14 protein-coding genes are annotated in these 12469 nt (G+C 43.0%); 10 read left to right on the forward strand and 4 right to left on the reverse strand.

Annotation, left to right across the window (positions count from 1 at the left end; genetic code table 11):
• Nucleotides 1-45: 45 nt before the first annotated feature.
• From AC4HAN_RS00165 to AC4HAN_RS00175, 3 genes are read left to right on the forward strand one after another with little or no spacing between them, the layout of a single operon-like run.
• Entirely contained in the window at nt 46-504 is a 459-nt protein-coding gene (locus AC4HAN_RS00165) for a MarR family winged helix-turn-helix transcriptional regulator (RefSeq protein ID WP_491090398.1), read from the forward strand.
• A complete protein-coding gene (locus AC4HAN_RS00170) occupies nt 501-1226 on the forward strand; it encodes an ABC transporter ATP-binding protein (protein ID WP_491090399.1) in 726 nt (241 codons plus the stop codon). Before AC4HAN_RS00165 ends, AC4HAN_RS00170 begins: the two co-directional genes overlap by 4 nt.
• Nucleotides 1223-2743, forward strand: coding sequence for an ABC transporter permease/substrate-binding protein (locus AC4HAN_RS00175; protein ID WP_491090400.1), 1521 nt, complete (start codon nt 1223-1225; stop codon nt 2741-2743). Before AC4HAN_RS00170 ends, AC4HAN_RS00175 begins: the two co-directional genes overlap by 4 nt.
• Nucleotides 2744-2885: 142 nt before the next feature.
• On the opposite strand, the gene AC4HAN_RS00180 is transcribed toward AC4HAN_RS00175, so the two are convergent.
• From AC4HAN_RS00180 to AC4HAN_RS00195, 4 genes are all read right to left on the reverse strand, one after another.
• A complete protein-coding gene (locus AC4HAN_RS00180) occupies nt 2886-4133 on the reverse strand; it encodes an NAD(P)H-dependent oxidoreductase (RefSeq protein WP_491090402.1) in 1248 nt (415 codons plus the stop codon).
• 131 nt (nt 4134-4264) lie between these two features.
• Nucleotides 4265-4867, reverse strand: a complete 603-nt coding sequence (locus AC4HAN_RS00185) for an NADPH-dependent FMN reductase (protein WP_491091102.1) — start codon at nt 4865-4867, stop codon at nt 4265-4267.
• A gap of 24 nt (nt 4868-4891) precedes the next feature.
• On the reverse strand, nt 4892-5827 hold the full coding sequence (locus AC4HAN_RS00190) for an FAD:protein FMN transferase (RefSeq protein ID WP_491090403.1): 936 nt from the start codon (nt 5825-5827) through the stop codon (nt 4892-4894).
• A gap of 91 nt (nt 5828-5918) precedes the next feature.
• Nucleotides 5919-6104 carry a 4-oxalocrotonate tautomerase gene (locus AC4HAN_RS00195; RefSeq protein WP_027976047.1) on the reverse strand — a complete coding sequence of 62 codons (186 nt, stop codon included), beginning with the start codon at nt 6102-6104 and terminating at the stop codon, nt 5919-5921.
• Between the two features lie 219 nt (nt 6105-6323).
• Between AC4HAN_RS00195 and AC4HAN_RS00200 the strand changes: the two genes are divergently transcribed.
• From AC4HAN_RS00200 to AC4HAN_RS00230, 7 genes are all read left to right on the forward strand, one after another.
• Nucleotides 6324-6905 (forward strand): thymidine kinase, encoded by a 582-nt coding sequence (locus AC4HAN_RS00200; RefSeq protein ID WP_491091103.1) that lies wholly within the window; start codon nt 6324-6326, stop codon nt 6903-6905.
• A gap of 218 nt (nt 6906-7123) precedes the next feature.
• A complete protein-coding gene (gene prfA, locus AC4HAN_RS00205; protein ID WP_491090404.1) occupies nt 7124-8203 on the forward strand; it encodes a peptide chain release factor 1 in 1080 nt (359 codons plus the stop codon).
• The gene (prmC, locus tag AC4HAN_RS00210; RefSeq protein WP_491090405.1) at nt 8203-9033 is read left to right on the forward strand and encodes a peptide chain release factor N(5)-glutamine methyltransferase; all 831 of its coding nucleotides are present in this window, start codon (nt 8203-8205) and stop codon (nt 9031-9033) included. Before prfA ends, prmC begins: the two co-directional genes overlap by 1 nt.
• A complete protein-coding gene (locus tag AC4HAN_RS00215; RefSeq protein ID WP_491091104.1) occupies nt 9026-9616 on the forward strand; it encodes an L-threonylcarbamoyladenylate synthase in 591 nt (196 codons plus the stop codon). Before prmC ends, AC4HAN_RS00215 begins: the two co-directional genes overlap by 8 nt.
• A gap of 9 nt (nt 9617-9625) precedes the next feature.
• A complete protein-coding gene (gene glyA / locus AC4HAN_RS00220) occupies nt 9626-10888 on the forward strand; it encodes a serine hydroxymethyltransferase (protein WP_491090407.1) in 1263 nt (420 codons plus the stop codon).
• Entirely contained in the window at nt 10885-11862 is a 978-nt protein-coding gene (locus AC4HAN_RS00225; RefSeq protein ID WP_491090408.1) for a nucleoid-associated protein, read from the forward strand. Before glyA ends, AC4HAN_RS00225 begins: the two co-directional genes overlap by 4 nt.
• Before the next feature lies 1 nt (nt 11863).
• Nucleotides 11864-12469 carry a lysozyme family protein gene (locus AC4HAN_RS00230; protein ID WP_491090409.1) on the forward strand — a complete coding sequence of 202 codons (606 nt, stop codon included), beginning with the start codon at nt 11864-11866 and terminating at the stop codon, nt 12467-12469.

Raw genomic sequence — 12469 nt, forward strand, 5'->3', positions numbered from 1 at the left:
ATACTTAAAATAATTCTATTTAGAAATAAATGCAAAGGAGATCACATGATTGAACTAGCAAGAGGCGGTTATTTAATCAGTCACATCAATCTTTTGAACGGGCGCCTGTTCAACAGGCTTCTGGCTGACGAAGAAGGAGCTGTTTATTCAGGAGAGCAGGGCAAAATTCTGAGCTGCCTTTGGCTGACAGAGCCCTTGACAGCAACGGATATAGCCATAAAGACCGGACTGGCTAATAATACGCTGACTAAGATGTTAAAGCGCTTAGAAACACAAGGCTTAATTGTTTCACAGCCCCATCCTAAAGACAAACGCAAGCGCTGCTATTATTTAACAGATCTGGGAAAATCGCAGCAAACTGTCGGCGAGAAAGTCAGTCAAGCCTTAGGCCAAATTTTTTACAAGGGTTTCTCGCAAGAAGAAATTCAGCAGTTTGAAAAAGATCTGACTAAGGTGATGCAAAATTTAGAAGCCGCCAGTCCCAGGTGGAAGGAGAAACTATGATTCGTTTTGAAAATGTCAGCAAGTCTTACGGACAGGAAAAGGTGCTGGATGACCTCAATTTTGAAGTTGAAGAAGGGGAATTCTTTGTCCTAATCGGCCCCAGCGGCAGCGGCAAAACAACAACGCTAAAGATGATCAACCGTTTAATTGAACCCAGTCAGGGGAAAATCTATTTGAACGAGCAGGCTGTCACAGCCCTTCCTTTGCGGGATTTGCGCCTGTCGACAGGTTATGTTTTGCAGCAAATTGCTCTTTTCCCGAATCTGACAGTCAGGGAAAACATTGAACTGATTCCTGAGATGAAGGGTTGGCCAAAAGAGGAGCGCTTGGAAAAAACCAAGGATTTACTCAATAAAGTCGGACTGGGTGCGGATAAGTATTTGGAGCGCTATCCTAGAGATTTATCAGGCGGCGAGCAGCAGCGGGTCGGGATTTTACGAGCTATCATCGCTAACCCTTCTATCCTTTTGATGGATGAACCGTTTTCGGCTTTGGATCCGATTTCTCGAAAACAGCTGCAGGATCTGACGCTTTCTCTTCAAAAAGAGCTAGGGATAACAATCGTTTTTGTGACTCACGATATCGATGAAGCGAAGAAGTTAGCGGATCGGGTAGCTGTTTTTCAAAAAGGGAAAATCGTTCAGCTGGCCAGTCCTAGGGAAGTTGAGAAGTCTCCTGCTAATGCATTTGTGGCAGACTTATTTGGAGGTGACAGACAATGACGGATTTAATCACGACCTTCCAAGACCGTTTTGCTGATTGGCTGCAGTCTTTATTGGAGCACTTGCAAATTTCTCTGCTGTCGCTCTTACTCGCTATTATCATTGCGATTCCTTTGGCCATCGTCATCAGTCACCGCAAGCGTCTGACAGAGATTGTTTTGCAGATTTCAGGGATCTTTCAGACCATTCCTTCTCTGGCATTATTGGGACTTTTTATTCCCTTTGTAGGGATTGGAACAGTGCCTGCTGTTGCTGCCTTGGTTATTTACGCGCTTTTCCCCATTTTGCAAAATACCATCACAGGTCTAACGACTATTGACCCCAGTCTGGTTGAAGCCGGTCAGGCTTTTGGGATGACTAAGTGGGAGCGGCTTAAAAAATTCGAACTTGCTCTGGCTATGCCGGTTATGATTTCCGGTGTCAGAACAGCAGCCGTCATGATTATCGGAACAGCGACCTTGGCGGCGCTGATTGGTGCCGGCGGCCTTGGTTCATTCATTTTGCTGGGTATTGACCGTAATAACAGTTCTTTGATTTTGATAGGTGCCATTTCTTCAGCGCTTTTAGCGATTTTGTTCAATCTAGCTATCAAGATTTTGGAAAAAGCATCTTTGAAAAAGATAATCTTAGCCTTTTTGATTATGATAATCGGCTTGGGTGCCTCTTATCTGCCCAACATGATAAAGGCCAGCCAGAATAAAGAAGAGATTGTTATCGCCGGCAAGATGGGACCTGAACCTGAAATTCTGATTAATATGTACAAGGAATTAATCGAACAGGACAGCAATCTGTCGGTGACGGTCAAGCCTAATTTTGGTAAGACAAGTTTCCTGTATGAAGCCTTGAAAAAAGGGGATATTGACATCTACCCAGAATTTACAGGGACTGTTACCACCAGTCTGTTAAAGAATCCTCCTCAGACATCCACAGATCCACAAAAGGTTTATCAGGAAGCACGCGACGGAATTTTAAAACAGGACAATCTTGTTTATTTAAAACCGATGAAATATCAAAATACTTATGCCGTAGCAGTCAAAAAGACCTATGCCAAGGAAAACGGTCTTCAAACGATTTCTGATTTAAAGAAAGTTGAAAATACAGCAAAAGCAGGCTTTACTCTCGAATTTAACGACCGAGAAGACGGCAATAAGGGGCTTAAAACTCTTTACGGGCTCAATCTGCAGGTCTCTACCATGGAGCCGGCTCTGCGCTATCAAGCCATTAAGAACGGTGATATTAATATTACCGATGCTTATTCGACAGATTCAGAAATCAAAACTTATGATTTAATTGTTCTAAAAGATGATAAGCAGCTCTTCCCGCCTTACCAAGGAGCGCCTCTGCTCAAAAAAGAATTGCTGAAAAAGCATCCGGAACTCAAACAGATTTTAAATCGTCTGGCTGGTAAAATCACCGAGGCTCAGATGAGTGAGATGAATTATCAAGTCAAGGAAAAAGGCAAATCTGCAAAGACAGTAGCACATAACTATCTGAAAAAAGCCGGATTGCTGGATTAACCTCACTTTACCCACAGAAAAACAGCTGCCAGTGACAGCTGTTTTTGCTTGCAGCAAGCATCTATCATTTTTTAAAGTAAAAAACAGAAGACAAGCGGTAGCTAAACCGTTTGTCCCTGTCCTTTTTAACCTATCCTAAAAATCAGTGAGAAGAAGCGCCCGAAGTCGCATCAGCAGCTCCTGCATCGGTGCTGCCTGATGCCCCTGAGGTTGCGTCGCTGCCGCCGGAACTGCTGTCAGAAGCGCCGGAAGTCGCGTCAGCCCCTGCAGCACCGCCGACTAATCTTTGACCTGTTGTCTGCAGATACCAGTCCAGCCAAGGTCTAAAGTTGAAGACAATTTCGTTGATACCTGCAAACGAACCATCGGGATAGTACATTGCCTGATAGTTATGCGTGTTGATCACGCTGGGGTTTGGATTTGGCACAAGTGTGCGGACATATTCCTCATTGCCGTTGCGCAGGCTGCCGATGACCCATTCGACATTTTTCATTCGTTCGGGCGGAAGGCTGTTGTGAACCGTTGACAAACGGCTGCCTGATTGCGATGGTACACGTTTGGCAAACATGGTATCCGGATCTTGATGAGCATTATTGTAATACAGGAACTGGTTGTTGTCATCAGAATAGGTCAGCTCAAACGGCATGGCTTTTAAGAACATATTGATTTGGTCAACTGTCAAAATACCGTGATCCAATTTGACATAGGTGTCTCCTGAAACAGCACCTGTAACCTCGGCAACTTTTTCAACCCATTCGGGATCGTCCGGGTCAACCTCTGTAACGGATGTTGCAATAGGATGATTGCAGTCTAAATCTTCTGGTTCAATTGGTTTTGGTTTTTGCAATTTTGATACCACTCCTACGTAACTGACAAAATTATCTAAGCAGGTTTCCAAAAATTCGACAGTACCTTTGTTAATAATATTGCCCTTATCATCAAAAGCTTCTTTAGCTTTGCCGAGCAGGAATTCATTTCCCGGAAGGGTGTAGGCATTAACTCCCGGCGCATCTAGAATTTTTCTCAGATGAACCTGTGCGCGTGATGTTCCTTGATCGTAATAGGAAGCACCGACAATCATAACCGGCTTGTTTTCAAAGGGATGTACCTCACAGGACAGCCATTCCAAAACGCTTTTCAAAGCAGCAGTGATCGTATGATTATGTTCAGGGGTTGCAATAATGACACCGTCTGCGCGTGTGATTTTATTGTACAAAAGCCTTAGCTGAAAGCTTTCTTTCCAGTCTTGATCCTGATTGAACATCGGCACGTCATTAATTTCTAATACTTCCAATTCAAATTTTAATTTAAATTGCTTTCTGATGAATTCCAATAATTTGCGATTGTACGATTGCTCTGCATTTGAGCCTACAAGTCCTACAAATTTCATATGATTTTCTCCTTTAATAAGATACAAAGGCGTAAGCGACACAAAGCAAAATAGGAAAGCTGACGAAGATGCTTAGCATCTAGGAAGTCTTTATCTTTTTGCACAGTGTCGTAAGCCGTGTTCAATTCGCCTTATAAGCTTCCCCAATCAAAATTTTCTGCTTCTTTGTGCAGAAGTTCCTGAGCACTCGACAGCTTTTTAGTGATTTTTACAAAAATACGAAAATCATCAAAAACAGCGTCAAGCTTTCGGAAGGTATCTAAATCAGTAAGATTGCCTTCTTTATCAAAAGCTTCTAAAGAGTGGGACAGTAAAAATTCATCTGGAAGGACACTGGCCTTGATTTCCGGAGCATTGAGGATTTGGCGCAGCTGCAGCTGAGCACGTGATGAGCCCAGTGTTCCATAAGAAGCCCCTGTAATCATAACAGGCTTGTTTAAAAGCGGATAGATGCCGTAAGACAGCCAAGCTAAGGCACTCATCAAAGCAGCAGGAACCGAATGGTCATATTCAGGTGTGCCGATGATGACACCATCAGCAGCTTCAATCTTAGCAGCTATTTCAGTTACTTGTTCAGGGAGTTTTTTATCGGCCGGTTTGTTGAATAAGGGGAGGTCTTTGATTTCGACCAGTTCAATATCAGCCTTATCAGCAAAGTGTTTTTGCATGTATTGCAGCAATTGGCGGTTGGTGGATTTTTTTGAATTTGTACCAACTAACCCAATAAGTTTCATCATGTCATACCTCTTTCTTTAGGTTTAGTAAAGGGGGATAAAAGTATTTTTTAAGCCGTTTGAGACGGCAAGGCGGTCATCTCTGGTAATGATGATGCCTTCGATATGTTTGGTTTGATTAATTGTCTCCATAGCCAGCGCTATGGGCAGACCAAACAGACGGGTCGTCCAAATCTCACCGTCAAGCGACAGATCGGAGATAATACTGAGACTTGCCATTTGTGTTTCGATTGGATAGCCTGTGTTTTTATCAAAAATATGGTGATAATCTTTTCCGCCAACTTGCAGGTGGCGTTCGTAAATGCCGGATGTGACGACAGACTGATTAAAGACTTTAACAATCCCAACATTTTGATTGCGCGGTTTTTTAGGGTTTTGAATACCGATATGCCAGAAACCGCCGGGACGTTTTGAGTTAGGTCCGTAGACTAAAAGATTGCCGCCCAGATTAATCATAGCAGAAGCAGCGCCTTGATTTTTTAAATAGGCAATAATCTTATCGGCAATATAGCCCTTTGCCAGAGCACCGAGATCTATCTTCATTCCTTTTTGGGCCAGAAAGACTGTCTGTTTTTGAGCATCCAAAATAATATTATGCGGGTCGATGAGCTTTAACTGTTCATCGATCTGAGACGGATCCGGAAGATGGGCATCATCAAATCCGATGCGCCAAGTCTGTACCAGAGGTCCGATAGCAATATTAAGATTGCCGGGTTTCTCTAAACTGTGTTCTTTTCCGATTTGGATTAATTCAAACAAATCAGGATGAACTGCAACGGCTTTCCGGCCGGCCTGATGATTGACAGCCATTAGTTCTGAATCATCACTGTTGGCGCTGAAGCGGTACTCGTAGATGTTTAAAAGTTGGCAAGCACTCTCGACAAGTTCTTTGGCATTGCTGGCTTCAACCACGATATCAATCGTTGTTCCCATCAGGTGCAAAGTTTGCTGTGCCTGCAATTGTTTCACCTCCCTTAAAATGGTTCTTATTAATATGATAGCGTTTTCTGAAAGTAAAATCAAGTTGAAAATTAAAAAGTTAAGCGGGTGCTTAACTCTTTTTCTTCATCTCACCATGCGGGTAGTAGGTGCCTTCCGGCATATCATTTATAAAGACATGGATAGCTTCTTTAGGCGCTTTGGCAACACGGGAAACAACCTCGGTTACCTCACGGGCAAGTTCAATTTTTTGTTCTTCTGTGCGGCCTTCAAATAAATCAATTTTAACAAATGGCATAAGTTTTCTCCTTTATTTAAGATACAAAGGGCGTTAAGAAATCCGTATAAAAATAGGAAACGGACGCTGTGTTCAGTTAAGAATGGATACCTTTATTTTAACATAATTTTAAGAAATGGGCTGCCCCTAATTCTCTTTTTATTTGTGAAAACTCAGTGCGCCTTTTTTGCTTTTATGGTAAAATAGATGAGATATTAGTATGAGATGAGGTTGAAAATCTTGGCGCAGTTGTATTATAAATACGGGACCATGAATTCAGGAAAAACGATTGAAATTTTGAAAGTTGCTCATAATTATGAAGAGCAGGGTAAGCCCGTTGTTATAATGACCAGCAGTCTTGATACGCGCGATGAATTCGGTGTTGTCTCAAGCAGAATCGGCATGCGGCGCAAAGCAATTCCGATAACAGAGGACATGGATATTTTTGCCTATATTGACAGTCTGAAAGACAACCCCTACTGTATTTTGATCGATGAATGCCAGTTTTTAAGCAAAAAAAATGTCTATGATTTGGCTAAAATTGTTGATGAACTGGGCGTCCCGGTAATGGCTTTCGGTCTGAAGAATGATTTTCAGAATCATTTGTTTGAAGGTTCGCGTGAACTGCTGCTGATGGCAGATAAGATAGAAGAAATTAAGACAATCTGTCAGTTTTGTTCCAAAAAAGCTACAATGGTGCTGAGAACTCGGGACGGTAAGCCTGTTTATGAGGGTGAACAGATTCAGATTGGCGGCAACGAAACCTATATTCCTGTTTGCAGAAAGCATTATTTTTACCCGGTTACAGGTGATGGCTGTTAAAGCAGCTCAGCACCTGACGCCATTTCCTATGGGACAATGTCTAAACCGTGCATTAGGCTGATAGAAAGTCAAAATTATCGTTTGCTTTCTTCAGCCGTCCACTCGGTTACAGGTGATGGCTGCTGAAGCAGCTCAGCACTTGATTATTTCTTGTCTTATGGAATACTGATGTGATAAACGATTATTTATGATGTTGAAAAGGAGAACTATTTAAGAAGATGAATATTTACGACCAACTGCAGGCTGTTGAAGATCGTTACGAAGAGCTGGGTGAATTGCTCAGTGACCCGGATGTTGTCAGTGATACCAAGCGTTTTATGGAACTCTCCCGAGAAGAGGCATCTACTCGGGAAACTGTAGCGGTTTATCGTGAATACAAGCAAATTATTCAAAATATTGCTGATGCAGAAGAGATGATTAAAGATGCAGGTGGCGATCCTGAGCTTGAAGAAATGGCTAAGGAGGAGCTGAAAGAGTCCAAAGCCGCTAAGGAAGACTATGAAGAAAAACTCAAAATCCTCCTTTTGCCCAAAGACCCTAATGATGATAAAAATATTATTTTGGAAATCCGCGGGGCTGCAGGCGGTGATGAAGCTGCTCTTTTTGCCGGTGACCTGCTGAATATGTATCAGAAATATGCAGAAAGTCAGGGCTGGAAGTTTGAGGTCATGGAGGCTTCAATGAATGGTGTCGGCGGAATCAAAGAAGTCGTTGCCATGGTGTCCGGACAGTCTGTGTATTCTAAATTAAAATATGAATCCGGCGCTCACCGGGTTCAGCGGGTTCCTGTTACAGAAAGTCAAGGGCGTGTACACACTTCAACAGCGACAGTTCTTGTTATGCCTGAAGTGGAAGAAGTGGAATATGAAATTGATCCCAAAGACTTGCGTGTCGATATTTATCATGCTTCCGGCGCCGGCGGTCAGAACGTCAATAAGGTAGCGACAGCTGTTCGGATTATCCACCTGCCAACTAATATTAAGGTTGAAATGCAGGAGGAGCGGACCCAGCAGAAAAACCGCGATAAGGCCATGAAAATTATCCGGGCTCGCGTGGCAGATCACTTTGCCCAAATCGCTCAGGATGAGCAAGATGCCGAACGTAAGTCTACAGTTGGTACAGGCGACCGTTCTGAGCGCATCAGGACCTATAATTTCCCGCAAAATCGTGTGACCGACCATCGAATCGGTCTGACCCTGCAAAAGTTAGATACCATTTTAGCTGGGAAATTAGATGAAGTGATTGATGCCTTGGTCCTTTATGACCAAACACAAAAACTGGAAGAGCTGGGCAACTAATGAACTACGCTCAGGCTTTTGCTCAGTATGAAGCGGACTTAATAGCTGTCGGTGAGGAAAAAGAAGCTCTGGCCTATGTCTTTAACGAGTGGAAGAATTGGAGCAGGCTTGACTTTATCTTACATCAGCCTCGGGAAATACCGGACGCTGATCTCAGACAATTAGAGAGAATTGCAGAGCTCTTAAAGCAGCACCTACCTGCTCAGTATATCACTAAAAAAGCCTATTTTGCGGATTTGACGCTGACTGTTGATGAACGTGTGCTCATCCCACGTCCTGAAACCGAGGAGCTGGTTAATGTGATTTTGAATGAAAATCAAGATAAGCCGATATCTGTTTTGGATATTGGGACAGGCAGCGGGGCTATTGCTATTGCACTTGCCAAAGCCAGAGAAAACTGGCGGGTGAGTGCCGCTGATATTTCCGAAGAAGCTTTGATGCTGGCTCGGAATAATGCTAAAATCAATCAGACAAAAGTAATTTTCCTGCATTCAGATGTTTTCAGTCAGATTTCAGATAAATACGATATGATTGTGTCCAATCCGCCTTACATAGCATTTGAAGATAAGGATGAAGTCGGACAAAATGTCCTGCTGCACGAGCCGCACTTAGCACTGTTTGCTGACAATGATGGCTTAGCTGTTTATCAAAAGATTGCTAAAAGTGCCGGAAAACACTTGAAAACCAGAGGCAAGATTTATCTGGAAATCGGCTATAAACAAGGGCAGTCTGTCTCTGGAATCTTTCAGGCGCATTTTCCTGATAAGCGTGTCCGGCTGTTACAAGATGTGTTTGGCAAGGATAGAATGGTTGTGATTGATGATGGATAAGATTGAGCAAGCTCTTCTGGATGGACAGGCAGTTATCCTGCCAACAGAAACGGTTTACGGTCTGTTTGCCAGAGCTCTGGATCCCAAGGCCGTTGCAAATGTTTATGATCTTAAAAAGCGCCCGCCGGAAAAGGCTATGAATCTGAATGTCTCATCTTTAGAGGAGATTCTGGCCTTTTCCAAGGAGCCTCCTGCGTATCTGAAAGAGCTCTATGAGGCCTTTTTGCCGGGACCTCTGACAATTATTCTAAAGGCTAATGAAAAAGTACCTGTTTGGGTCAATTCAGGTCTTCCAACAGTTGGCTTCAGAGTTCCCAGCCATCCTTTAACGCTGGCCTATATTAAGAAAACAGGTCCCTTGATTGGTCCTTCTGCCAATCTGTCCGGTCGAAACAGCGGTTCAGTTTACAAGGAGATTCAATCAGCTTTTTCAAATCAGCTGTTAGGTGTTCAGGATGACAAGGCTATTGGAAAAGTCGATTCGACGATTTTAGATATTTCAGGTCCAACCGCTAAAATTTTACGTCAGGGAAATATCACACAGGCCGATATTGAGGCCCGTGTAAATGCTATTCAATTTTAAGGAGAAAAAATGATTTTTGATAACGACAATTATGAAGCGTATGATGCAGAAGTATGGGAAGCTATTCATGCAGAGGAAAAGCGACAGCAAAATAATATTGAACTGATTGCTTCTGAAAATGTGGTTTCCAAGGCTGTCATGAAGGCACAGGGATCCATTTTAACGAATAAATATGCCGAAGGCTACCCGGGACGCCGCTATTATGGCGGAACAGAATGTGTTGATGTGGTCGAAAGTTTGGCTATCGAACGTGCTAAAAAGCTTTTTGGTGCCCAATTTGCCAATGTTCAGCCGCACTCCGGCAGTCAGGCCAACGCTGCAGCCTATATGGCTCTTATTAAACCCGGTGATACTGTCATGGGGCTTGACTTAGCAGCCGGCGGACACTTGACACACGGATCCCCTGTCAGCTTTTCCGGTCAAACCTATAATTTTGTCGCTTACAACGTTGACCCTGAAACAGAAGTGTTGGATTATGACCAAATTTCAGAGCAGGCCAAAGAAGTTCAGCCCAAACTAATTGTTGCGGGAGCGTCTGCTTATTCTCGTATTATTGATTTTGCTAAATTCCGCGAGATTGCTGATCAAGTCGGTGCTAAACTCATGGTTGATATGGCGCATATTGCAGGGCTCGTGGCAGCAGGTCTGCATCCCAGTCCTGTACCTTATGCCCATGTGACAACGACGACAACGCATAAAACGCTTCGCGGTCCGCGCGGCGGTCTTGTTCTGACCAATGATGAAGAGCTGGCTAAAAAGATTAATTCTGCTATTTTCCCTGGTTTGCAGGGAGGTCCTTTAGAGCATATCGTTGCTGCCAAGGCCATCACTTTCAAGGAAAATATGGATCCGTCCTTTAAAGTTTATGCGCAAAATATTTTGGAGAACTGCCAGGCTATGGTTGAAGTTTTCAATGCGCATGACAAGTTCCGTGTTATTTCAGGAGCCAGTGAAAATCATCTCTTCCTTGTTGATGTCACACAGGTCGTTGAAAACGGCAAAGTGGCGCAGAATATTTTGGACGATGTTCACATCACCTTAAATAAAAACTCTATTCCATTTGAAAAACTGTCGCCTTTTAAAACGTCAGGTATCCGTATCGGAACAGCAGCGGTAACAGCGCGCGGTTTTGGTCCTAAAGAATGCCGCAAGGTTGCGGAGCTTATTGTCAAAACCCTTGAAAATACCGATAACGAACCTGTCTTGGAAGAAGTCCGCAGGGAAGTGAAAGTGCTGACTGATGCCTTCCCGCTGTATGAGAGTCTGGCATGATGGATTTGTATCTAAAGAAGATAGCCATTCACCAATTCACGCCGGATGACACAGAGCTTGTTTTTGCGGATAAACTTTTGACCATCACGCCTAACTTAGATGAGTATTTTCGAAAGAAATTAAGCAGGGTCTTTTCAGATGAAGCTAAGCGGGGAAAATTTGACGCTGACAATGTTTTTCTCAGCTATCTGGGTGATAATTTTTTAGAGAGCTCAAAGAAAATAGCACAGCTGTGGAAAGAAGAATTTGTCATCAGTGACAATCAAAAAACCAATGATTTGATTTTTATACAGTTTGACAAAGAAGGAAGGGAGCATTTTGCCTTCTTGCGCGTCGCCTTAAAAGAAAGCCTGACGCATATTACAGATGGCAGCGACAGCCCTATCCGCTTAACGCAAAACAATCTGCCGGGCGCTGCTCAAGCGCCTGATGAAGCTCTTATCATCAATCAGCAAAACAAGCAGTATTACCTCATTGAAAAGCGCATCAAGCACAACGGCTCCTTTGCCAATTATTTTTCTGAAAACCTGCTTCAGGTTGAGCCTGAACAGTCGGTTAAAAAATCCATCAAAATGATGGAAAAGACAGCACAAAAGGTAGCTGATGATTTCAATCAGGATGATTTTGCTTTTCAATCGAAAATGAAATCAGCTATCTATAAAAATTTAGAAGAAGATCAGGAGCTGTCGCCGGAAAAATTAGCTGATCAGCTCTTTGACAGTAATCTGACAGCCCGGCTCACCTTTGTTGATGAACTGAAAGACACGATTCCCCAGCCCATTAAAGTGGCTGATATTGACCATTCCCGCCAGATAAAAAAATTAGAAAGTCAAAAGCTGTCGCTCTCAAACGGGATTGAGCTTTTGGTGCCTAACAGTGTCTATCAGGATGCCGAAGCGGTTGAATTTATTCAAAATCAAAACGGAACCTATTCTATTTTGATCAAAAATATTGAAGATATACAAAGTAAGTAATATGAAAAAAAAGCTACTGAAAGTCATTCTTTTAGGTCTTTTGCTGTTTATCGGCTATCAGGCTTTTACGATCTATCAGAATGTCAAAAACGTTCTTGCTTATCGTCCTATGGTTCGGGAAATCTTGGACGAAAATGATACGAGAACCAATGAAAATTTGGTGCTGGCCATGATCTATACAGAAACCAAAGGACAAGAAGATGATCTGATGCAGTCCAGTGAAAGTTCAACCGGCATCACCAACACTATTACAGACAGCCGTGAAAGCGTCAAACAGGGAGTAACCGTCTTGTCGGACAATTTGGAAGAAGCCCAAAAGAAAAAAACAGATGCCTGGACAGCTGTTCAAGCCTATAATTTTGGGAAGAACTATATTGCCTATGTGGCTAAAAACGGCGGTAAAAACACCATTAAACTGGCCAAACGCTACTCTAAAGATGTCGTTGCTCCGAGTCTGGGAAATAAAAGCGGAGAAACCTACCGTTACTACAATTTTGTCGCACTCTTTTACGGCGGCGGTGAACTCTATAAAGACGGCGGCAATATTTATTATGCCAAGCAGGTCAAGCTCAATCTTGCTTTGATCAAGTTTGTCAGTGCCCTTTAA

The sequence above is a fragment of the Streptococcus sp. ELY_86 genome (assembly GCF_058314495.1).

Coding starts and splice junctions, on each gene's coding strand:
- AC4HAN_RS00165 (WP_491090398.1), top strand. CDS start 46: ATGATTGAACTAGCAAGAGGCGGTTATTTAATCAGTCACATCAATCTT.
- AC4HAN_RS00170 (WP_491090399.1), top strand. CDS start 501: ATGATTCGTTTTGAAAATGTCAGCAAGTCTTACGGACAGGAAAAGGTG.
- AC4HAN_RS00175 (WP_491090400.1), top strand. CDS start 1,223: ATGACGGATTTAATCACGACCTTCCAAGACCGTTTTGCTGATTGGCTG.
- AC4HAN_RS00180 (WP_491090402.1), bottom strand. CDS start 4,133: ATGAAATTTGTAGGACTTGTAGGCTCAAATGCAGAGCAATCGTACAAT.
- AC4HAN_RS00185 (WP_491091102.1), bottom strand. CDS start 4,867: ATGAAACTTATTGGGTTAGTTGGTACAAATTCAAAAAAATCCACCAAC.
- AC4HAN_RS00195 (WP_027976047.1), bottom strand. CDS start 6,104: ATGCCATTTGTTAAAATTGATTTATTTGAAGGCCGCACAGAAGAACAA.
- prfA (WP_491090404.1), top strand. CDS start 7,124: ATGAATATTTACGACCAACTGCAGGCTGTTGAAGATCGTTACGAAGAG.
- prmC (WP_491090405.1), top strand. CDS start 8,203: ATGAACTACGCTCAGGCTTTTGCTCAGTATGAAGCGGACTTAATAGCT.
- AC4HAN_RS00215 (WP_491091104.1), top strand. CDS start 9,026: ATGGATAAGATTGAGCAAGCTCTTCTGGATGGACAGGCAGTTATCCTG.
- glyA (WP_491090407.1), top strand. CDS start 9,626: ATGATTTTTGATAACGACAATTATGAAGCGTATGATGCAGAAGTATGG.
- AC4HAN_RS00225 (WP_491090408.1), top strand. CDS start 10,885: ATGATGGATTTGTATCTAAAGAAGATAGCCATTCACCAATTCACGCCG.
- AC4HAN_RS00230 (WP_491090409.1), top strand. CDS start 11,864: ATGAAAAAAAAGCTACTGAAAGTCATTCTTTTAGGTCTTTTGCTGTTT.